At 36.1% G+C, this 20,282-nt stretch carries 23 protein-coding genes and 2 tRNA genes; 16 read left to right on the top strand and 9 right to left on the bottom strand.

All coding sequences use genetic code 11. The annotated features are described in order from the left end of the window. Window positions 1–29: 29 nt before the first annotated feature. The 3 genes from Q7J54_06315 (at window position 30) to lysC (ending at window position 2,320) form a co-directional block, all read left to right on the top strand. Window positions 30–509 carry a TspO/MBR family protein gene (locus tag Q7J54_06315; GenBank protein MDO8741158.1) on the top strand — a complete coding sequence of 160 codons (480 nt, stop codon included), beginning with the start codon at window positions 30–32 and terminating at the stop codon, window positions 507–509. 48 nt (window positions 510–557) lie between these two features. Continuing rightward, window positions 558–678 (top strand) — tRNA-Lys (locus tag Q7J54_06310). A gap of 319 nt (window positions 679–997) precedes the next feature. Then, the gene (lysC, locus tag Q7J54_06305; GenBank protein MDO8741157.1) at window positions 998–2,320 is read left to right on the top strand and encodes a lysine-sensitive aspartokinase 3; all 1,323 of its coding nucleotides are present in this window, start codon (window positions 998–1,000) and stop codon (window positions 2,318–2,320) included. Window positions 2,321–2,474: 154 nt separating this feature from the next. Here the strand turns inward: lysC and Q7J54_06300 are convergent, their stop codons facing one another. The 4 genes from Q7J54_06300 to Q7J54_06285 all read right to left on the bottom strand — a co-directional run bounded on the left by Q7J54_06300 (window position 2,475) and on the right by Q7J54_06285 (window position 5,225). Further along, the gene (locus Q7J54_06300) at window positions 2,475–2,981 is read right to left on the bottom strand and encodes a hypothetical protein (protein ID MDO8741156.1); all 507 of its coding nucleotides are present in this window, start codon (window positions 2,979–2,981) and stop codon (window positions 2,475–2,477) included. 143 nt (window positions 2,982–3,124) lie between these two features. Continuing rightward, a complete protein-coding gene (locus Q7J54_06295) occupies window positions 3,125–3,655 on the bottom strand; it encodes a response regulator (protein MDO8741155.1) in 531 nt (176 codons plus the stop codon). A gap of 19 nt (window positions 3,656–3,674) precedes the next feature. Beyond that, complete coding sequence (locus tag Q7J54_06290; protein ID MDO8741154.1) at window positions 3,675–4,664, bottom strand: hypothetical protein; 990 nt, start codon at window positions 4,662–4,664, stop codon at window positions 3,675–3,677. Window positions 4,665–4,712: 48 nt separating this feature from the next. Then, window positions 4,713–5,225, bottom strand: coding sequence for a hypothetical protein (locus Q7J54_06285; GenBank protein ID MDO8741153.1), 513 nt, complete (start codon window positions 5,223–5,225; stop codon window positions 4,713–4,715). Between the two features lie 106 nt (window positions 5,226–5,331). Here Q7J54_06285 and Q7J54_06280 point away from each other — a divergent pair, with 106 nt between their 5' ends. From Q7J54_06280 to lysS, 13 genes are all read left to right on the top strand, one after another. Beyond that, window positions 5,332–6,069: a helix-turn-helix domain-containing protein gene (locus Q7J54_06280; protein MDO8741152.1), complete on the top strand. Its 738-nt coding sequence runs from the start codon at window positions 5,332–5,334 to the stop codon at window positions 6,067–6,069. 51 nt (window positions 6,070–6,120) lie between these two features. Further along, window positions 6,121–6,378 carry an AbrB/MazE/SpoVT family DNA-binding domain-containing protein gene (locus Q7J54_06275; GenBank protein MDO8741151.1) on the top strand — a complete coding sequence of 86 codons (258 nt, stop codon included), beginning with the start codon at window positions 6,121–6,123 and terminating at the stop codon, window positions 6,376–6,378. Then, window positions 6,363–6,695 carry a type II toxin-antitoxin system PemK/MazF family toxin gene (locus Q7J54_06270; protein MDO8741150.1) on the top strand — a complete coding sequence of 111 codons (333 nt, stop codon included), beginning with the start codon at window positions 6,363–6,365 and terminating at the stop codon, window positions 6,693–6,695. The genes Q7J54_06275 and Q7J54_06270 overlap by 16 nt, the downstream gene beginning before the upstream one ends. A gap of 103 nt (window positions 6,696–6,798) precedes the next feature. Continuing rightward, entirely contained in the window at window positions 6,799–7,200 is a 402-nt protein-coding gene (locus tag Q7J54_06265) for an Lrp/AsnC family transcriptional regulator (protein ID MDO8741149.1), read from the top strand. 80 nt (window positions 7,201–7,280) lie between these two features. Then, entirely contained in the window at window positions 7,281–8,030 is a 750-nt protein-coding gene (gene dapB, locus Q7J54_06260) for a 4-hydroxy-tetrahydrodipicolinate reductase (GenBank protein MDO8741148.1), read from the top strand. A gap of 8 nt (window positions 8,031–8,038) precedes the next feature. Continuing rightward, complete coding sequence (locus Q7J54_06255) at window positions 8,039–8,398, top strand: hypothetical protein (GenBank protein ID MDO8741147.1); 360 nt, start codon at window positions 8,039–8,041, stop codon at window positions 8,396–8,398. A gap of 5 nt (window positions 8,399–8,403) precedes the next feature. Beyond that, on the top strand, window positions 8,404–9,288 hold the full coding sequence (gene dapA, locus Q7J54_06250) for a 4-hydroxy-tetrahydrodipicolinate synthase (GenBank protein MDO8741146.1): 885 nt from the start codon (window positions 8,404–8,406) through the stop codon (window positions 9,286–9,288). Window positions 9,289–9,306: 18 nt separating this feature from the next. After that, a complete protein-coding gene (gene asd, locus Q7J54_06245) occupies window positions 9,307–10,383 on the top strand; it encodes an aspartate-semialdehyde dehydrogenase (protein ID MDO8741145.1) in 1,077 nt (358 codons plus the stop codon). Between the two features lie 47 nt (window positions 10,384–10,430). Further along, window positions 10,431–11,672 (top strand): diaminopimelate decarboxylase, encoded by a 1,242-nt coding sequence (gene lysA / locus Q7J54_06240; protein MDO8741144.1) that lies wholly within the window; start codon window positions 10,431–10,433, stop codon window positions 11,670–11,672. Window positions 11,673–11,825: 153 nt separating this feature from the next. After that, the gene (gene dapF / locus Q7J54_06235) at window positions 11,826–12,653 is read left to right on the top strand and encodes a diaminopimelate epimerase (GenBank protein MDO8741143.1); all 828 of its coding nucleotides are present in this window, start codon (window positions 11,826–11,828) and stop codon (window positions 12,651–12,653) included. Beyond that, complete coding sequence (locus tag Q7J54_06230) at window positions 12,654–12,860, top strand: hypothetical protein (protein ID MDO8741142.1); 207 nt, start codon at window positions 12,654–12,656, stop codon at window positions 12,858–12,860. A gap of 12 nt (window positions 12,861–12,872) precedes the next feature. Continuing rightward, window positions 12,873–14,048: an aminotransferase class I/II-fold pyridoxal phosphate-dependent enzyme gene (locus Q7J54_06225; protein ID MDO8741141.1), complete on the top strand. Its 1,176-nt coding sequence runs from the start codon at window positions 12,873–12,875 to the stop codon at window positions 14,046–14,048. Between the two features lie 36 nt (window positions 14,049–14,084). Beyond that, window positions 14,085–15,659: a lysine--tRNA ligase gene (lysS, locus tag Q7J54_06220; protein MDO8741140.1), complete on the top strand. Its 1,575-nt coding sequence runs from the start codon at window positions 14,085–14,087 to the stop codon at window positions 15,657–15,659. A 5-nt stretch (window positions 15,660–15,664) separates the two neighbouring features. On the opposite strand, the gene Q7J54_06215 is transcribed toward lysS, so the two are convergent. The 5 genes from Q7J54_06215 to Q7J54_06195 all read right to left on the bottom strand — a co-directional run bounded on the left by Q7J54_06215 (window position 15,665) and on the right by Q7J54_06195 (window position 20,266). Continuing rightward, a tRNA-Met gene (locus tag Q7J54_06215) sits at window positions 15,665–15,827 on the bottom strand. A 169-nt stretch (window positions 15,828–15,996) separates the two neighbouring features. Beyond that, a complete protein-coding gene (locus Q7J54_06210; protein MDO8741139.1) occupies window positions 15,997–18,570 on the bottom strand; it encodes an AAA domain-containing protein in 2,574 nt (857 codons plus the stop codon). Continuing rightward, window positions 18,545–19,294, bottom strand: coding sequence for a phospholipase D-like domain-containing protein (locus Q7J54_06205; protein ID MDO8741138.1), 750 nt, complete (start codon window positions 19,292–19,294; stop codon window positions 18,545–18,547). The genes Q7J54_06210 and Q7J54_06205 overlap by 26 nt, the downstream gene beginning before the upstream one ends. After that, complete coding sequence (locus Q7J54_06200) at window positions 19,291–19,713, bottom strand: HIT family protein (protein MDO8741137.1); 423 nt, start codon at window positions 19,711–19,713, stop codon at window positions 19,291–19,293. The genes Q7J54_06205 and Q7J54_06200 overlap by 4 nt, the downstream gene beginning before the upstream one ends. Next, on the bottom strand, window positions 19,694–20,266 hold the full coding sequence (locus Q7J54_06195; protein MDO8741136.1) for a non-canonical purine NTP pyrophosphatase: 573 nt from the start codon (window positions 20,264–20,266) through the stop codon (window positions 19,694–19,696). Before Q7J54_06195 ends, Q7J54_06200 begins: the two co-directional genes overlap by 20 nt. Window positions 20,267–20,282 lie beyond the last annotated feature (16 nt).

Genomic DNA, 20,282 nt, shown 5'->3' with positions numbered 1-20,282 from the left:
TATATATGAGTTTCTATTAAGAATCATAAATGAAAATAAAAAATACTTATAAGCTGATATTTTCAATCATAATCTGCCAATTGGCTGGATTGATCGGATCATTCTTTACAGCGTCATCTATTGGCACATGGTATGCTGCACTGCAGAAGCCGAGCTTTAATCCGCCAAACTGGATCTTCGGGCCTGTATGGGTTGCATTATTTCTTTTAATGGGAATTTCGCTGTATTTGGTATGGGAAAAAGGGATCAAAGCAAAAGGAGTCAAGACAGCATTAATATTTTTTGGAATCCAGCTTTTGCTTAATATGTTGTGGTCAATTATTTTCTTCGGGTTAAGGTCTCCCTTGTATGCTTCAATAGAAATAATAATCTTGTGGCTGGCAATCCTGTTCACAATCATAAAGTTTTACAACATCTCAAAGCCAGCAGCTTATCTTCTTGTTCCTTACATATTATGGGTTAGTTTTGCAGTGGTGCTTAATATTTCAATAGTTCTTGTCAATCTGTAACGTATAATCAAAAACGTTTATAAATAAAGCAGATTTTTCTCCTTTTATGGGCCTATAGCTCAGCCTGGTTAGAGCGACTGACTCTTATTGGAAACGGAGTTTCCAATCCTTCATGAACTCCGTTCCTGAAGTAATCAGTAGGTCGCGAGTTCGAATCTCGTTGGGCCCGCTATTGAAAGTTTAATGTGAATTTCTGTTTTCTGCACGCCACCACAACGGCGGCTGACGCACAAGCTCACTCCGTTCGCTTGTGCTACGAGCCACCCCGTAAGGGACAACCCCCGGCTCGTCAGCGCCATGGTGGCGTGCGGCGAGGCTGGGGTTGCGCCCTTCGGGCTGCCGAGTAGGGCAAAATTTTGTTAAAAATTTTGACCGTCGCACCGCCACAAATGGCGCTGTAAATGATTTATCTTCACGATTATCTTTTCTACGAACTTCGTAACTTTTTCAGTTAATTTTTTAAATATGGCAGAATTACTGTTCTCAGAATGATCGTCATGAAGTTCGGGGGCACATCAGTTGGAAGCGCTGAGAGGATCAAAATAGTGCATGATATTGTAAAAAGCAGGCTAGATAGAGATCCGATCGTTGTTGTCAGCGCTGTCGGCGGCATTACAGACAAATTGATCAATACAGCAAATCTTGCATTCCAAGGCGGCGATTATTCTGCTATCTTGAATGAAATCAAGGAAAAGCATTACACAATAATAAAAGAGCTGGGGCTTGGCAATTCTTTAGTTCAGGACAAGCTGGATGAATTTGAGCAGTTAATCGGAAGGATTGCGAAATATAGGGAAGTCACAACAGAAACCATGGATCTAGTGCAGTCTTTCGGCGAGAGGATGTCTGCGAGAATTGTTGCTGCATACATGACAAAGCATGGCATGGAAGCAGAAGCGCATGATGCTTATGATGTTGGATTAGTTACAAATGATAATTTTGGCGGCGCAGAGCCATTGCCAGAATCAGAAGAGCAGATGCGAATGCATTTGTCAGATAAAAAAGCAATTCCGATCATAACTGGATTCATAGGAAAAACTTCTGGTGGAGCAATAACCACGCTTGGAAGGGGCGGCTCGGATTACAGCGCTGCAATTGTCGGGGCAGCATTGAATGTAGAAGAAATACAGATATGGACTGATGTGAATGGCATAATGACAACTGACCCTAAAATTGTAAAGGAAGCGAAAACAATAGACAAAGTGAGCTTTAATGAAGCAGCAGAGCTTGCATATTTCGGAGCAAAAGTCCTGCATCCAAAAACAATACTGCCTGCAATGAGGAAAAATATTCCGGTAAGAGTGCTAAACACTTATGAGCCATCAAATGAGGGAACTTTGATTGTCAATGAGCCGTCAAGATCTGAAAAAATAGCAAAGGCAATTGCTGTAAAGAGAAATATTACAGTCATAACAATAAATTCGACAAGGATGATTGATGCTTACGGTTTTCTTGCAAAGATATTTGACATCTTCAGAAAGTACCACGTTGTTGTTGACATGGTCTCAACAAGCGAGGTAAGCGTTTCAGTAACAGTTGATAAAAAAGACAATCTAGACAAGGCGATAGTGGAGTTAAACAGATTTGCAACTGTAAATATTGAAGAAAACAAGTCGATTGTCTGCGTTGTGGGAGAAGGGCTGCATCACATTCCAAATGTTGTCGGGCCATTATTCAGCGTTTTGGGGAGGAATAATATAAACATTGAGATGATCTCGCAGGGAGCGTCTGAGATCAACATAGGATTTGTTGTGAAGGCAGAAGACGCGGAGAATGCTGTCAGGGCATTGCATAAGGAGTTTTTTGGATAAAAGAAAGATTTAAATACATGTGGGTATTCTAATAGAATATGCAAAAAACAACGAATAGGTTAAAAGGAGAAGAATTAATTAAAGCTATAAAGGAAGCTCAAAAAGACCCGCAGTTTATTAAAGAAATAAACAAATTTATTAAAGTTACAACTAGTTAAAATTCGTATTTTACTCTTAAATCTGAGTATTTCCAGAAGTTAGGGTGCCATGATCCTTCTTTCAGCGTTATGTGTCTATAGGCTTTCATGGCCGGCTTACTTAACATAGTTGTTGAATCATCAGAAACTACAACATCTAATTTGTAGAAACTAGCACAAGCAACAATAGTAAAATCAACATCAATGTTTGTTTCTTTCCAGCTCCTTATTCCTCCAAATTTTCTATAGGCATTGTAGAATTTTAAAGCCAGCCTGTTAATCTGAATTGAATCCTTTAGGTATCTTCCTTTCGTTATTTCATCATACAAACTTAAGAGAAGGTTCCTTTTCTTTAATTTACCTAACTTCTCACTCTTCGGCGTATCTCTTAATTCTTTTCTTATTGGCTGAAAACCATATACGATAAAAGCCTGATCTTTTTCGATCTTCTCTCTTATTATAGCTATTTCCTTCTCTTTAATTAATAAGCCATAAATATTAGTATCAAATATTACTCTTAACATTGGTGATTAGAGTGAAATACCTAACTAATAAACTTTGCTAAAATTATGAAATGAGGATACTGTGAGATTGCTGCATAAGGAGTTTTTTGGGTGATTAAAATCAGCAAAGTAACTATCTCCATAAGAGCATATACATTGCCTTTTTATTGTTTATATTTAGAATAGTTATCCCTAAACTTTTTTAATGCGTCTTCTCTTGTTAAACCATTAATATCTGGAAAAATAGAACTGAAATTATCCCTTTCTTCCTTACCTACTAAAGGAATTTTAAGCCTTGATGCAGTTATTTTATCTTCTGCGCATATAAAATTTGTGAAACCAATAAGAAATTCTGGCTTATTTCCTTTAGAGGAGAGATAGTTGTGAAGATTAAAAGCCATAGAAGGGTGAACGTCTTTTATATCCTCTGGATTTACTTCATTATGAGGATTTTCACTGACACCTATAACTGATATGATATATCTTCTATCCTGCATATCGCATAAATAGATATCTGGCATCGATTCTTTTCTATATAATCTTACCGCCAGTTGGTCTATTGCTTTATAAGAGTCTGAGGCTGTTGCGACATGATACCCCATATCTTCAAGGAAATCTGTCGTAGTTGCAAGCCAATCTGGCTCATCATCAACTACTAAAACTTCGAGTTTTTCTTTTGACATTTTTTCATTCATGAAGCCTTCAGATGCATCATCAGCCTATCCTTTGACATTTCACAGTCCCTAGAGGAAAAAGAGTGGACTCTGGCCTTTCTGAAGCACCATCCTCATAGGTGTAATGGGAACATTCAAGAAGCATATTAAGAGTCCTACGACCAGCACTTCTCTGAGTGAGTACTTCATAAGATAACTTGCAATCAGTTTCAGGTATCTCAAAAGGAACTAAGAAAGCACCATCGGTGTCTTGCTCAACCACTATGCTCGTATTTACATTTTCGATATTTTTTTCACTTGCGCACTTTTGAAGATATTTTATTTCCTTCTTACATTTAGCTTCATCATACTTATATTTAGCTCCATCATAATTGTCCATACTCAATAGTACGGGCAACAAATCTCCAATAAAAGAAATGTTTTTAAACCTAGCATGATGTGACAATTTTGCGAAGTGATCATCTAAGAATTTTTCAACTTCATCTCTTGTCTCTATAGTCTTCTCATAGAAATGAGTATCCTGAGTTAAATATGCAGTAACCACGCCACCAAAGTCATTTACAAATTTAGAAAGATCCTGGTAAAGCGATTTATCCGGCATAATTGTGGATGCAGATGTTATTTTTCCGTCAATATAACAGCAAATATCGTTTTCATTCTTTAAGAGAACAATGAATGGGTTATTTGATTCCCGTAAGTATTGTGCTAATGCTTCGAGACTAGTGGGCTGACTACTCGTCCCTACTACTGTGATAGGGTATCTATCTCGTACAGTTAGAAGTTTAAGTTTGCTTATACCCTTATTAGGATATTTTTTCCATGTTGCTCCTTGAAAATCAACTGTGCCTTCTTGTTTGTCTTTTAATAAATCAATAACCTGTGATGGGGCTATTTTACCATTAGGGCTTCCATAGAGCCCAAAAGAATAGTCCTCTGAGTAAGGGCCTGTTATGCATGGCAGGGATACATCTTTAGGCAGTCTTTTTCTCCGAACTTCAAGTATTTTTACGAATAGGCCTGAATCTGTCATTTTTTATTCCTCCTTATTTCTTTTAAAACTTCGCCAATGTCTGACATTTTATTCTCTTTTATACCTTTTTAACATCTGAGAATAATTCTCAGCATATTTTTTTAGAGCATCTTCTCTAGTCAATCCAGTTATATCTGGAAAGAAATCATCCCATCCTTTACCTACCCGGGTTATTAATGGAATTGCTAAACTTTCTGCAACTTCGATATCTTCTGCAGAGACAGAGCTTGTATTTGCAACAAAAAAGTTAGGTTTGGCTCCTTTAAATCTTAAATAATTATACAGATTGAAAGCTATTGTAGCGTATATGTCATCAAATTCTTTTGGATAAGAACGTATGATTCTTTTGGCAATTACATTATTTTTATCTAACATATCACACAAATAAATATCTGGTAAATCTTCCTTTTTATGAATCCTAATTGCTATTTGGTCTATGGCATCATAAGAGTTTGAAGCAGTAGCTATTCTATACCCTAAAGGGCTTAAGAGATCGTCCATTGTGACCAGCCAATCTCCCTCGTCATCTACAACCATAACTTCAGGTTTTTCTTTTTTCATTTTAACCACTCCAGAGTTAGAATAGATACCCTATTAATAAATCTTTGTCCTCCTTTAAAGAGACTACAATAGAAAAGTTTATATAATCCAAGATAAATCTAATCGTATGGACTCAAAAATACTTCAGGAAATAGGCTTAGCAAACAGCGAAATTATTGTATACTCGGCTTTGCTTAAATCAGGCTCTATTAAAGTCGGGGATCTGATGAAACAGCTATCTCTGCATAGGAGCAGGGTTTATGAAGCGATAAACAGATTAACCGAAAAAGGGCTGGTTTCTTATGTTATCAAAGAAAACATAAAATATTTTGAAGCATCTGATCCAGAAAGACTATTAACATATGTTGAAGAGCAAAGAGAAAAGCTGAATGAAAAAGAAAAATCAATTAAGGAAATAATCCCTGAGCTAAAAAAGCAGATTTCTCCTTTAATGCCCCATGCAGAAGCCCATGTTTTTGTAGGAAAGGAAGGGTTTAAAACAGTAAGAAAAGATGTTCTGAAGCAGAAACAAACCCTTTATTTAATTGGTGCTGTTGGAAAAGAGGACAAAGAGCTTCAATATTTCTTTCCTAATTTTGACAAATTAAGGATTAAGTCGAAAATCAAGATGAAAGTTCTTTATGATTCTGAAGCCAAAGGAAAACCAATCACAAAACTGGAATTGATGGAAACAAAGTTTTTGCCAAAAGAATATTCAAGCCCTGCTGTAATCAATATTTATGCGGACAGGGTTGTTAATGTCTTATGGAAAGGGAATAATCCATTATGCTTTATGATAATAAACAAAGACATTGCAGATTCCTACAGAAAATGGTTTGAATTGCTGTGGAATTATTCTGAATAACAGAAAGATTTATATAGTCATTCTTACTTCTCTTACTTGTAAGGTGAGAATATGTTGGCAAATGAAATAAAAGAAATCAAAACAGCAACCATTACAAGCAAGGGCCAGATTTGCATACCGCATATAGCTAGAACCATAAACGGATTTAGGGAAGGTTCAAAAGTAAGTGTTTTAGTTTATTCTGATAGAGTCGAATTAAGGCCTATGAAACAAGTAAGCGAAAAACTATTTCCTGCATTAGTTTCAGAAGAAGTTTTGGCTAAAGAATGGAACACAAAAAAAGAGGATGAAGCATGGAAAGACTTGTAAAGGGGGATATTGTGGTTTTTCAATTTCCTTTCTCAGATGCTGATGAATCAAAGAAAAGACCTGCTTTAGTTGCAGCTAACACTACAGACGAAAATCTAATTCTGTGCCAGATTACAAGCCAAGAAAGACCTGATCCAGATATAGTCCCCATAGCTCAAAAAGATTTTCAGCAAGGCGGATTAAAGCATGACAGTTTTATAAGACCTACAATTTTGTTTAGTGTTCACCAATCAAGAATTGATTACAAAGCTGGAAGATTGAAACAAGAGAAAGTAAAAATAATTGAAAAGAAATTCTGCGAGATTTTTACAAGATAAGGCGACCACAAAATAGCACTTAATAAATGAAAATTCTCGCTTTTCTTACGAATTTCGTACTAAAATCGAAACATTTATATATAATTTCGTATTCCCGATCCTTATGGATGTGGTGGATCATAAAACAATACAGATGCTGAAAGAAGATGCAAGAATGCCTTTTCTGCAGATAGCCAAAAAGCTCAAGGTAAGCGAAGGCACAATAAGGAAAAGGGTTGCAAAGATGATCAATGAAGGCGTTATAAAGAAATTCACAGCTGTCTTGGCAGGAGAAGCCACTGTGATCATTGAAGTTTCAACGCATTCAGGAAGGCCGACGCAGCAGATTGCAAGGCAAATCAGAAAAATGAATGTTGATGAAATATATGAAGTTGCAGGCCGCTATTCGATATTTGTAACAGTTAAAAGAACTAATCTTAATGAGGTAAATAATGTTGTTGAAGCAATAAGGGCATTGCCAGGAGTGATACAGACAGAAACGTTTCCAGTTTTAAAAGAAGATTAACTAGAATAAGAATAAATAAAACAACAAAAAACATAAAGAATAAAAACAACAAAAGCATCCGCTTTATTTTGGGGGTTAAAATGAACATTGCGCTTATAGGATACGGAAAAATGGGCAATATAATTGAAAGAATTGCCAGAGCCAGAGGGCACACTATTAAGGCTATTATTGATCCCAATATAAAAGGCAACGGCGTGCACAGCGAGATAACAGAAGCTGCCTTAAAGGATATTGATGTATGCCTTGATTTCACACATCCTTCTGTTGTCATAGAAAACATCGAAAAGGCTGCAAAGCTTGGCAAGAATATTGTTGTAGGCACAACAGGATGGTATGATCAGCTAGATGATGTGAAGAATGCCGTTAAAAAATCAAATGTTGGCCTGATATACAGCGGCAACTTTTCAATAGGCGTGAATATCTTTTTAAAAATAATAGAGAATGCTGCAAAGCTGATAAACAACGCACCTGAATATGATATTTTTGCATACGAACTGCATCATAACCAGAAAGCAGATTCGCCGAGCGGAACAGCGAAGATGATCGGCGACATTTTGATAAAAAACATTGAAAGAAAGAATAAGATTGCAACAGAAAGGCTGGACAGAAAAATCAGCCAGGATGAGATACATTTTGCAAGCGTTAGAGGAGGAACAATACCCGGAACTCATGTAATAGGATTTGACAGCGCAGCAGACACAATTGAATTAACGCATACTGCAAGAAACAGGGAAGGATTTGCTTTAGGGGCAGTAATGGCTGCAGAGTTCATCAAAGGAAAAAAAGGGGTTTATGGGATTGATGATTTGATGAAAAACATAATGAAATAGGTGTAAAAATGCACTATCAAACTTTAATGTCTGAGAATTTGGAAGTTGAAAAAGGAGATTTGGTATACAGGCGAGGTAGAATCTTCAATAGCTATTACAGGATTGAGCAGATAATATTGGAAGGAGATACAACCAGGCTGGCATTAATGCATCTGCCAAAGCATATGATGTTATGCCTTTTAGGTGAAGATAAGATGGCAATTGCCGAACCATTTAATTTGAATGAAATCAAAGAATTGGCTACATTGGATGGCATAATTATTCCAACTCTTGGAAAAGAGCCTATGCTGATAAAACTTGCGAGAAGAATCGGATATAGCAGAGGCAATGAATTTGATAAAAAAGAACTACAACAAACAGGAGGATGATGAAAATGTTTAAAGGAGTTTATACTGCGATAATCACTCCGTTCAAGGAGGATGAAAGTGTAGATGTCATTGCATTTAAAAGGCTGATAAATTTCAACATTGAGAAAGGAGTTGCGGGAATTGTGCCATGCGGAACAACAGGCGAAAGCCCTACGCTGGATCATAAAGAGCATGATAAGGTTATTGAGCTTGCTGTGAAGTATGCCAATAAAAGAGTTACTGTAATAGCAGGAACAGGAAGCAATTCAACAAAAGAAGCGATAAGATTAACAAAGCATGCTGAAGAAGCTGGAGCAGATGCCTGCTTATTAGTTAATCCGTATTACAACAAGCCTACGCAGGAAGGATTGTATAGGCACTTCAAGGCAATTGCAGACTCTGTAAAGTTTCCGTGCATTGTTTACAATATAAAAGGAAGAACAGGAGTTAATTTAGAAACAGCAACTTTAATTAGATTGACAAATGACTGCAAAAACATTGCCGGAGTAAAGGAAGCTTCTGGAGATATCAACCAAATAAAAGATGTAATTGCAAAAAGGCCGGAAGGATTTTCAGTTTTATCAGGAGATGACAACCTGACTTTTGAAGTGATAAAAGCAGGTGGAGACGGCGTGATTTCAGTTGCATCAAACATAATCCCTGACAGGGTTGTGAAGATGGCAGATCTTGCATTAAAAGGCAATTTTGAAGAAGCTGAAAAGCTAAATAACGAGCTAATGCCTTTTTTCAGCGCAATATTCATAGAAACAAACCCTATTCCGATAAAGGCAATGCTTGCAATGAAAGGAATGTGCAGGGAAGTTTACAGATTGCCGATGTGCGAGCTAAGTGCTGAGCATCGCGAAAAGGCGAAAGAAATTTTAATTCAATACGAAATTATAAAAAGCTAAAAAGCTATGGAAAACAAAATGCAGAAAATAAAAGTCGGGATTTTAGGGGCAACAGGAGCAGTCGGGCAAAGATTTATTGAATTGCTTGAGAACCATCCATGGTTTGAAGTAGCTGCAGTCGCAGCTTCGCCAAGGTCCGCTGGCAGGAAATACTCAGAAGCAGTTGAAGGCAGGTGGTTCTCTAAAAAAGAAATTCCTGCTAATGCCAAAAACTTAATAGTCTCTGACGTTGCAGATATTGAAGGAATCAAAAATAAGGTTGATTTTGTATTCTCAGCTATAGAGGCATCCAAGGATGAAATTAAAGCTTTTGAAGACAAATACGCAGAAAATGACATCCCTGTAGTATCTAATAATTCAGCGCATCGCTGGACAAAGGATGTCCCGATGATTATGCCTGAGATTAACCCGCATCATATTGATATGATCAAGATACAGCAAAAAAATCATGGCTGGAAAAAAGGTTTTGTAGTTGTAAAGCCAAACTGCTCATTGCAGAGCTATCTGCCAGCCATTGCTCCATTGATGAAATACTGTCCTAAGGAAATGATCGTAAGCACAATGCAGGCCATCTCTGGAGCAGGAAAAACATTTGAAACATTCCCTGAAATAATTGATAATGTAATCCCTTTTATTGGTGGGGAAGAAGAAAAATCAGAGCAGGAGCCATTAAAGATACTAGGCAGCATAAAAAATAATGAATTTGTAAATTATAATGGGATTAAAATATCTGCTCATTGCAGCAGGGTTCCAGTTTCTGACGGCCATATGGCAACTGTTTCAGTAAAGTTTGATAAAAAGCCTACAAAAGAAGAAATTTTGGAAGCATGGAAGAATTACAGGCCAGAGCCGCAGCAGCTGAAATTGCCTAGCGCTCCTGACCCCGTATTGATATATAATGAAGAAGAAAATAGGCCGCAAACCAAACTAGACAGAGATGCAGGAAACGGAATGGCAATCACAATAGGCAGGTTAAGGGAGTGCCTTGTGCTCGACTACAGGTTTGTTGCTTTATCCCACAATACGATAAGGGGAGCCGCTGGTGGGGCTATACTAGTAGCAGAGCTGATGAAAGTAAAAGGATATCTCGATTAACAATAAAAGCGTTAAGTATAAAAACAAACTCAGAAAAATAGAATAAAATGCAAATAATAAACAACAAACTCCACATAGGGGGAATTTCAGCAGAAGACCTTATTTTAAAATTCAAAAGCCCGCTTTATGCTTATGAAGAAGACACCATAAGGCAGAGGTTCAGGGATCTGAAAGGTAATATAACTTACCCGAATATCAGGCTGTATTATGCGTGCAAGGCAAATACAAATATTGCAATAATGAAGATTCTGAGAGAGGAAGGCGCATTTATTGACGCTGTTTCCCCCGGCGAGATGTTCCTTGCACTGGAAGCAGGCTACGATAAAAAGCAGATAATGTTTACTGGCAACAATTCAACTGACGACGACATAAAATTTGCAATAAAGCACGGCATTTTAGTCAATGCAGACTCATTGTCGCAGCTTGAAAGATACGGAAGATTAAACCCAAATTCAAAAGTATGCGTAAGAATCAATCCAAATATAGGCGCAGGCCATCATAACCATGTCATAACAGGCGGGCCAGATTCAAAATTCGGTATTTATTATGACAAGGTAAATGAGATAAAAAATATTGCAAAGAAATATGACCTGAAAATTATCGGGGTGCACCAGCATATAGGCTCAGGCATACTCGAAACTGAAAAATTTTTGGAAGCGATGAAAGTGCTGCTGATGACAGCAAGGCATTTTGATGGCCTGGAGTTTGTTGATTTTGGCGGAGGCATTGGAGTTCCTTACAAACCGGATGAAAAACCGCTGGATCTTAAAACATTTGGAGCGCAAATTTCGCAGTTATTCTCGGATTTCTGCACTGAATATGGAAAAGAACTGACATTAGCTTTAGAGCCAGGAAGATATTTTGTATGTGAGTCTGGAATTTTATTGGCAACTGTAAATACAATAAAAGAAACGACAAAACATAAATTCGTTGGAGTTGACACTGGTTTCAATCATTTAATCAGGGTCATGGCGTACGGCAGCTATCATCCGATAATTGTTGCGAATAATGCCGAATCAAAAGATAAAGAGGATGTTATTATCTGCGGAAATATATGTGAATCAGGCGATGTTTTTACAAAGAATGAGGAAGGCCTTGTTGACAGGGAGCTGCCTGTAATAAAGGAAGGCGATATTATTGCAATATTAAATGCCGGGGCTTATGGCTTTTCAATGTCATCAAATTATAATTCTAGGCTGAAGCCTGCTGAAATCCTGGTTAAAGATGGAAAAGCAAGTATAATAAGGGATAGGGAATTGTTAAAAGATTTGTTGAAAGGTCAGAGTTAAGGTAATTATAGTAAATCAATTTAATATTCGTAATAAAACCATCCACTAAATGTTATTTCCTATACATCGGCATTCAGAACGAAAAACCAAAAGGTTTAAAAAGGAAATCAAAAAGTTTGTAGTTAGGGGGATTAAGCAATGGCTATAAAGAAAATAAAATTTGCTAAGATACACGGGCTTGGAAATGATTATGTTTTGATTAATGCTCTGAAGGAGAATTTAAGCGGCATTAAGTTCGATGATTTAGCAAGAAAGATGAGCAACAGGCATTTTGGGATTGGATCTGACGGCATAATACTTATTTTGCCATCCAATAAGGCAGATTTCAAGATGAGAATATTCAATTCTGACGGCTCAGAAGCAGAGATGTGCGGCAACGGCATAAGAGGATTTGCAAAATACGTTTATGAGCATGGCCTGACAAAAAATAAGGAAATAACAGTTGAGACATTGGCAGGCATAATAAAGCCTAAAATAATTGACGGAATGATTACAGTCAATATGGGCGAGCCGGTTCTGGACAGCAAAAAGATTCCGATGATCTGCGATAAGCAAAAAGTGATAAATGAAGACCTGAAGCTGAAAGACGGCACAGTATTGAAGGTAACGTGCGTTTCAATGGGCAATCCCCACTGCATTGTTTTTGTTGAAACATTCGGAATGCCTGTTGAAAAAATCGGATATGAGATCGAGCATCACAAAGCATTCCCTAAAAAAACCAATGTTGAATTTATACAGATAATAAACAAAAGGGAAATAGCAATGCAGGTTTGGGAAAGGGGAGCGGGCGTTACACTGGCTTGCGGAACAGGCGCATCAGCTGCTGTGGTGGCTTCTGTGCTTAACGGCAAGACTGACAGAAAAGTAACAGTCCACCTTCTTGGCGGAGACCTGAACATAGAATGGAATGAAAAAGACAACAATGTTTATATGACTGGGCCTGCAGAAGAAGTGTATGAAGGCGAGTATAACTATAAGTAGATGATTGATATGAATGTTCTTGATACAGATATAACTGAAGAAGAATCCAAGAATATTTATTTGGGATATTTGATAAGAAATAAAAAAGAATCAGATTCAACATTCAAGATTGAAAGAGAAGTTTATAATGACATGCATGAAAATTTAAGAGATGACGGGAAAGTATTTTTTTATGTTTATAATTATTACAAAATTGGCTTAAATTAATAAAACATTAAAATGCAATTCAAACCAAGCGATAAACTGGCATCAATAGGAACTTACGCGTTTGTTGATGTAAAGAATGAAGTTGCAAAGCTGAAGAAAGAAGGCGTTTCTGTAATTGATTTTGGAGTTGGTGATCCTAAAAACCCTGCACCTGAGATTGCAAGAGAAGCTTGCAAAAAAGCAGTTGATTTCAGAAAAGGCGCTGGTTATCCTCTTGAGGAAGGCTCTGCTGAATACAGGGAAGCTATTGCAAAGTGGACTAAAAAAAGGTTTAACGCAAGCTTAGATCCTGCAAAGGAGATTTCTGCAAACATTGGGGCAAAAGAGGCAGTGTTTCATTTCCCTTTCTGCTTTATTAACCCAGGAGATTATGTCTTGATCCCCAACCCGGGCTATCCTCCTTATCAAAAGGGAACATTATTCGCAGGTGGAAAAAGCTATTTCATGCCTTTACTGAAAGAGAACAGATTTTTGCCTGATCTGGACGCAATTCCTTCTGAAATCGTTAAAAAATCAAAGATAATATGGGTCAATTACCCGAATAATCCAACAACAGCTCTTGCTGGCAGGGATTTTTATAAAAAGCTGATTGATTTCGGGCATGACAATAATATAATAATTGCATCAGATGAATGCTACTCTGAGATATATTTTGATCAGAAGCCAATGTCAATATTGGAATTGGGCAGAGAGGGTGTAGCTGTTTTTCAAAGCCTGTCAAAAAGAAGCGCAATGACATGCTACAGAATAGGATGGCTTGCCGGAGATGAAAACATTATTGCGCAATTTAAAAAATTAAAGCCGAATTATGATTCAGGAGCAGCTACTTTTATCCAGGATGCTGCAATTGCTGCCTTAAGCGATGAGAAGCATGTTGAAGAGATGAGAAAAGACTATAAGATAAAAAGAGATATTATGATTGATGCATTTAACTCGATCGGACTGGAAAAATGCATGCCGGAAGCAACTTTATATATGTGGCAGAAAGCTCCGAAAGGGATGAAAAGCCTGGATTTTGCAAAAGCATTACTGAGAAAAGAAATTGCTGTTGTCACAACACCCGGATCATGGATAAGCGAGAATTTCAATAACTTAAATCCTGGAGAAGGCTATGTGAGGTTCGCATTGGTGCCTTCTATAGAAGACTGCAAGAAGGCGGCGGAGAGAATTAAAAAGCTGAGTTTTTAGAAATCTTTATATAATTCTGACTTTAATCGTACTAATATGCAAAAAGAAACAGAGCCAAAGCACTGGGCTGATCAGGCAGCGGAAAACATCATAAGAGAGAAAGGTGAGAAAAAGCTATATACATGCGCTGCAGGCATCACTCCAAGCGGCACGATACATATAGGCAATTTCAGGGAGATCATAACTGTTGATCTTGTTTCAAGAGCATTAAAGAATCTCGGCAGGAATGTGCGCTTTATCTACTCATGGGATGATTTTGATGCTTTCAGGAAAGTTCCAGCAGATGCACCAAAAAAAGAACTTCTTGATAAATATTTAAGATATCAGATCACAGAAGTTCCAGATACTTATGACGGCAGCCATAAGTCATATGCAGAGCATAATGAAAAAGAAGTTGAAGAAACACTGCCTTTCGTCAATATTCATCCTGAATTCATCTACCAAGCTAAAAAATACAGGAAATGCGACTATGCAGAGCAGATAAAATATGTTCTGGAAAACAAGGCAGAAATTAAAAAAATCCTTGACAAATACAGGGCAGAAGAGAAAAGCGAAAACTGGTGGCCTGTTTCTGTTTTCTGCGACAAATGCAAAAAAGACACAACAAGAATTATAGATTGGGATGAAAATTATTCATTAACTTATGAATGCGACTGCGGGCATAAAGAAACATTCGATTTCAGGAAGAAAGGCATTGCGAAGCTGCCCTGGAGAATAGACTGGCCAATGAGATGGCATTATGAAAAAGTGGATTTCGAGCCGGGAGGCAAGGAGCATTCAACGCCTGGTGGATCGAGGACAACCGGAAACGAGATTTACGAGTTACTCTATAAGGAAAAAGCCCCTGTTTATCTGAAGTATGACTTTATAACAATAAAAGGTACTGGCGGAAAGATTTCCAAATCATTGGGCAATGTTGTTTCTTTAAAGGATACGCTGGAAGTTTATGAGCCTAATATTGTAAGATGGCTTTTTGCCGGGACAAGGCCTGATGCAGAGTTTGCAATAAGCTTTGACTTGGATGTTCTGAAGCTTTATGAGGACTTTGACAGAGTTGAAAGGATTTATTTTGATACAGAAAAGGTTAAAGACCAAAAAGAAGCAAAGAAACAAAAAAGAATTTATGAATTAAGCGTTACAGAATTGCCTAAGAAGCTGCCGCTGCAGGCTCAATTCAGGCATTTGACTACATTATTGCAGATTTATGACAATGATTTTGATAAAATAAAAGAGATTTACAGGGAAAAAATTAAGGATGATTACGATCTGAAAAAATTAAAAAACAGATGCGATTGCGTCTGGAACTGGCTGCAAAAATATGCTCCTGAAGAATTTAAGTTTAAAGTGCAGAATGATGTGAATGCTAAGCTGAATGAAAAAGAGAAGGAAGCATTATTGCTGCTGAAAGACAGATTGGAGAAAAATAAATATGACGATCAGACATTATTTGAAGAATTTTATAATGTCTGCAAAGAAGTGAACATTGACAATAAAGAATTCTTTAAAGCAGCATACAAGGTTTTGGTTAACAAAGAAAGAGGGCCAAAGCTGGCTAATTTTATCCTGACTTTAGGGAAAGAAAAAGTCATTAGTTTACTAAAGAAAATATAAAAATCTGCCGCTGGCGGGACTCCCAAATCCTGAGGGATTCGTGGTCTCCCTCTGGGATATTTGAACGCGCGACCTCCGGATTTCTTAGCTGTCATCGCCTTTCGGCTCCATACTCATTATGCAGAGCATATGAGTCCGGCGCAATAGGCCAGGCTATGCTACAGCGGCATCAAGAGCAAGGTTTTTTATTGGTTTTATAAAGATTTGTTTTTTTCTCTCTGTTGCAATAACAAGTGATGATCCTTAAGTCCAATGGGGGTGATAAAGAAGTTTTATCCAAAATTTAAGAATTTCTTGCATAGGAAAGAAGATTATTCAGTAAGGCGGTATCTACTATTTATAAAATTATACTATTTTCATCACCTATTTTGTTAATCACCTTGTTTAATAACTTACTTTGGCACAGCGTTCCAGAATTTCCAACTAAAATTAATTTCTTTCTAGCTCTCGTTATAGCAACATTAACTAACGTTTCATTCTCAATAAAATTCAGTTTATATTGCGGAAATGAATATTTTTTACTTCTTGCAAAACTCATTATAATTATGTCTTTTTCTCTACCTTGAAATTTGTGAACAGTATTGGCTTCTACACCTTCGAGTTTAATGTCCTTAAGAAAATCTTCTATCAAAAATTTTTGTTTAACATAGGGTGTAACAACTCCGATATCTGCTGTTTTTATTCCTTTTTTAATAAATAACGAAACAATATAAGCTACATACTTAGCTTCTTTTGTATTTGAACATCCAGAACCAACTTCATCTTCATAATATTCTGCCTTTGATGTATCTATAAACATAACGGGTATTTTTGGATTTAAAAATTGATGTCCGCCAATCTTTAAATTAAGTATCCGTTCTGCAATTTTCTCAGACGTTTTTAGTTTCCCCTCATAAAAGATTTCATTTGCAATCTGAGCTATACTTTTATGCATCCTGTATTGAGTTGAGAGAAAAGTTGATGCTTCAGGATACATTTCAAAAAGTCTGTTAAATATAGACAAGTTCATCTCTTTAGATATATTCTCTTCCTCTATAGGTTGTAATTGCTTATTGTCTCCGACTAAAATAAATTTTTTACATTTTAAAAGAGGTAATAAGGACATAAAACTAGCAACTTGGGTTGATTCATCCATGATCATTACATCAAAACCTGTATCATCTAAAAAAGGATGGCAGGACGATATAGCAGTAGCCGCTATTAAATCAGCTTTATTGATAATATCCGATATTATGGCTTTCATTATCTTATCAGCATTTTTCTTATAAAAATCCAGCGAAGATGATAAGTTTGCATATTGTCTATGTAAATCTTTTTTATGATTAATCTGAATATAGAGCTCTGTATTTAGACTCTTTATTTTTACATTGAGTAAATCAATTTTTTTGTTTAATGAATCTACATAAATACCGTAAACTTCTTGATTCACTTCAGATGTCCTTTTTGTCATATTGGACATTTCCTGTTCTTTCAAAATTGGGAGATACTTATCTTCTAATATTTCATAAGCCCTAAACTCCAAATTTAATGCATCTTTATCGGGAGACCCATCCCCACTAGAATAAATTCTGTCGAACTCTTTCTCACATATTATCTTTAAATGATCATATTTTTTCTGAAGTTCTGAAACTTCATCCAGATATTTCCTATTTCTTTCATATTCTTGTTTTAATTTTTCTAGTTCTTTGATATTTGTTTTAGAGAAAAAAGAAGAAACCTTTTTGCTCATAATAGAAAATTTCATACTTCTTGTTAGTTTTTTTAAGTCCTTAATACTTTTCGCTCCCGGTATTTGTGATTGTAACCCATTCAGTTGAAAGATATTTTTACTCAAGGATAAATATGCTTCTGATTCTTTGTTAATTAGATATATTTCGTTATTTACAGGAAAAATATTAACGGGACTTTTCTTAGCAATAGGCATCGAAATTATCTCTTCATATCTTTGTTTTTCAGTAAGAAGTCTATTAAGTTCCCCTTCAAGCACTTTTGTTTTGTCCATGCTTTGATTAATATTCCCCTGCACCCAACTTATTTCATCTTTTATTCTTGGAATAATCTTGAATAAACCATCTCTCATTTTATGATATTTCTCAACCTCTTTCCAATCCTCGTGTTCTTTCATCTTCTCAAATATAGAAAATTTTCTAACTTCCAGATCAATTTCATTAATTGGGCCGATTCTTACAATATTTTTTGTTTCTTTTCTAGATAATCTTTTTATTATGTTATCTACAGCCAAATTTGTCCATGCAGTTACCAAAAGCTTTTGGTTTCTTTTTGTGAACTGCCTGATTAATTCCTCAATGACATAAGTTTTTCCTGTTCCTGGAGGGCCTATTATTAAATGAAAATCTCGGGTCTTAATAGAATTCATTACTCCCTCTTCCTGATCTTTATTAAGCTTTTTTGAGATAAAAGAAATTCTTTCCTGGCTATGATGTGGTTTGTTCTCCCCAATCATAAAATCCAAAATTTTTACATTATCTAAATTAATTTTTCCCTTTTTTATATTCTCAACTATATTTTTTAGTCTTTCTAATATTACGTTTGTTTTCTCTATGTCTATAACAACAGTCTTATTTTCAAACTGCGATGGATTAGTTTTAATCTCTAATTTAAGGTTAGAATTGTAAAAACCTTTTGTAGTCGCTCTTATATCGCTACTTGACGGACTATCTTCTCTAATCAGAATTAATGACCCTCTTGATAAATTTGGCTGTTTAGGCGATTGTAACTTAATTGTTATAACATTATTATTCAGGTCTACTTTTTCTACAATTCCTTTAAATGTTGTTGGTTTTTTCTTTCTTTCTTCAATAAACCTTTCTATTTCTAATGTAATCTTAGAGTATTTCTCGGTATTGACAGGAACCTCTTTCACATCATCCTTTTTGGTTGGATAAAACATTTTCAATAGCTTGTGGTGTTAGAGGCTTACTTTCTTTCCATATATCATTGAAGAACTGGGCAATTTTATTTACCATATTTTTGTCTCTTAAACATATTCCTGCTTCATAATTGACAGATAAACCTTTTTTAGTTAAATTAGCAGAAGAAATTATAGCGACTGAATTATCAATTATAACCATTTTCGCATGTAAATCATTGTTATATCTTATCTCTGCATCAAATGTATCTTTTAAAGCTCTAAGTTTATCTAGATCTGTGACACCTTTTTCAATATCCTCACGTATAAGGCGGGTAATGACTTTAATATTGACCTTGTTTTTGTCATCTTTCTTTTTAAAACTTGAAAGTTCATCAATGATATGTGTTATCCATGGAGAAGAAATCAATATTTCTTGTTGTGCTTTTGATAATTCCCTACTAATTTCACCATAAACTGTATTTGACGCTTCACTCGGCGTTGTCACAACAAAAGTGTATGCTTCTTTGGATTTCTCTAAATCCAATTTTAATTTCTTTTTATCTGTCTCTAATTCCTTAAGCTGTTCAAGAAGTTTGTTTTGTTCCATCGTATTCAATTTTAAAATTTTTATGCTTTTTTCTAATTCTGCCACTTGATTTTCTAATGCTTCTTTTTTAATTTTAAGTTCCTCTACTAATTTCATATCAGTTCTATAATTTTTGATTTTTTCAGCTAATTCTATGATTTCTTGTGATACCATCATATTATCTCTTTCGCAATTTTTTCCTTTATCTCTTCCATCTCGCCTTCTTCATACTTTCCCTGGGGCCATAGTTTCAGGCCGTCATTTTCATAGCGGGGCATAATGTGGAAGTGGGCATGCGGAACAACCTGGCCTGCTGCCTTGTAATTGGACATTGATAATGAAATTCCGTCTGCATTGACGCCTTTCTTTACAGCAGATACCATTTTCTTTACAGCAACTATTAGTTTTTTCAATAACTCATCCGGCACATCCAATAATGTTTCATGATGCTCTTTTGGAATAACCAGGGTATGGCCTTTATGCACTGGAAAAAGATCCAGGAAAGCCAAAACATCCTCGTCTTCATATATTTTGCTTGACGGGATTTCTCCTTTGACGATTTTGCAGAAAATGCAGTTATTTTCCAGTTCGATCACCTTTGTTCATCAGCCATTCTGCTAATTTTGTAAATGCTTTTACCCTGTGCGATATCTCTCTTTTGATATTGTGTATCTTTGCCCATACTTCATTATATCCTTCCGGTGTAAATATTCTTTCATAAGGCATTATATCGTCGCCAACATTATAAACTTTATCAGATATTTTCCCTTCGCATTTTGCTTCAAAAACTATTGGTTTTTTTCCTGGCTCGCAGTATGCTGCTGCTGTTTTGAAGTATGCTGACCTGTCCTTGCCTTCCAATAACTTGAAAATGCCTTCATAGCCAATGCTCTGGAAAATAAACTTGGGATGGGCTCCTGGAAAGTTTTTGTAAGCATTGAAATAAACTCCGGTATCGTCAACAATTATTGGCTTTTTATGCTTATTAGCCAGGAATTCCGCTGCCTTTTTGGCAACTTCAGCAATTTCATCTGACTTGTCTTCGGGCTTGTCTTCCTGTATCTGCTCTATTTCAATCTTAAATTTATCAAAAACCTCCTTGACTTCTGCAAATTTATGCTTGTTGTTGGTTACAAAGAACAGTTTCATTTTATGATCCTCATAT

This window comes from Candidatus Woesearchaeota archaeon, from assembly GCA_030651135.1.
Taxonomy (GTDB): Archaea; Nanobdellota; Nanobdellia; order Woesearchaeales; family JACPBO01; genus JACPBO01.
This window is presented reverse-complemented; position numbering and strand designations above follow the sequence as displayed.

Bases quoted from the DNA above. Each gene is read 5' to 3' on its own strand.
- Q7J54_06265 (MDO8741149.1), top strand. From the start codon at position 6,799: ATGGATGTGGTGGATCATAAAACAATACAGATGCTGAAAGAAGATGCA.
- dapA (MDO8741146.1), top strand. From the start codon at position 8,404: ATGTTTAAAGGAGTTTATACTGCGATAATCACTCCGTTCAAGGAGGAT.
- asd (MDO8741145.1), top strand. From the start codon at position 9,307: ATGCAGAAAATAAAAGTCGGGATTTTAGGGGCAACAGGAGCAGTCGGG.
- Q7J54_06285 (MDO8741153.1), bottom strand. From the start codon at position 5,225: ATGAAAAAAGAAAAACCTGAAGTTATGGTTGTAGATGACGAGGGAGAT.
- Q7J54_06225 (MDO8741141.1), top strand. From the start codon at position 12,873: ATGCAATTCAAACCAAGCGATAAACTGGCATCAATAGGAACTTACGCG.
- Q7J54_06210 (MDO8741139.1), bottom strand. From the start codon at position 18,570: ATGTTTTATCCAACCAAAAAGGATGATGTGAAAGAGGTTCCTGTCAAT.
- Q7J54_06205 (MDO8741138.1), bottom strand. From the start codon at position 19,294: ATGATGGTATCACAAGAAATCATAGAATTAGCTGAAAAAATCAAAAAT.
- dapB (MDO8741148.1), top strand. From the start codon at position 7,281: ATGAACATTGCGCTTATAGGATACGGAAAAATGGGCAATATAATTGAA.
- lysA (MDO8741144.1), top strand. From the start codon at position 10,431: ATGCAAATAATAAACAACAAACTCCACATAGGGGGAATTTCAGCAGAA.
- Q7J54_06255 (MDO8741147.1), top strand. From the start codon at position 8,039: ATGCACTATCAAACTTTAATGTCTGAGAATTTGGAAGTTGAAAAAGGA.
- Q7J54_06275 (MDO8741151.1), top strand. From the start codon at position 6,121: ATGTTGGCAAATGAAATAAAAGAAATCAAAACAGCAACCATTACAAGC.
- lysC (MDO8741157.1), top strand. From the start codon at position 998: ATGATCGTCATGAAGTTCGGGGGCACATCAGTTGGAAGCGCTGAGAGG.
- Q7J54_06295 (MDO8741155.1), bottom strand. From the start codon at position 3,655: ATGAATGAAAAAATGTCAAAAGAAAAACTCGAAGTTTTAGTAGTTGAT.
- lysS (MDO8741140.1), top strand. From the start codon at position 14,085: ATGCAAAAAGAAACAGAGCCAAAGCACTGGGCTGATCAGGCAGCGGAA.
- Q7J54_06230 (MDO8741142.1), top strand. From the start codon at position 12,654: ATGATTGATATGAATGTTCTTGATACAGATATAACTGAAGAAGAATCC.
- Q7J54_06315 (MDO8741158.1), top strand. From the start codon at position 30: ATGAAAATAAAAAATACTTATAAGCTGATATTTTCAATCATAATCTGC.
- Q7J54_06290 (MDO8741154.1), bottom strand. From the start codon at position 4,664: ATGACAGATTCAGGCCTATTCGTAAAAATACTTGAAGTTCGGAGAAAA.
- Q7J54_06280 (MDO8741152.1), top strand. From the start codon at position 5,332: ATGGACTCAAAAATACTTCAGGAAATAGGCTTAGCAAACAGCGAAATT.
- Q7J54_06270 (MDO8741150.1), top strand. From the start codon at position 6,363: ATGGAAAGACTTGTAAAGGGGGATATTGTGGTTTTTCAATTTCCTTTC.
- Q7J54_06300 (MDO8741156.1), bottom strand. From the start codon at position 2,981: ATGTTAAGAGTAATATTTGATACTAATATTTATGGCTTATTAATTAAA.
- Q7J54_06195 (MDO8741136.1), bottom strand. From the start codon at position 20,266: ATGAAACTGTTCTTTGTAACCAACAACAAGCATAAATTTGCAGAAGTC.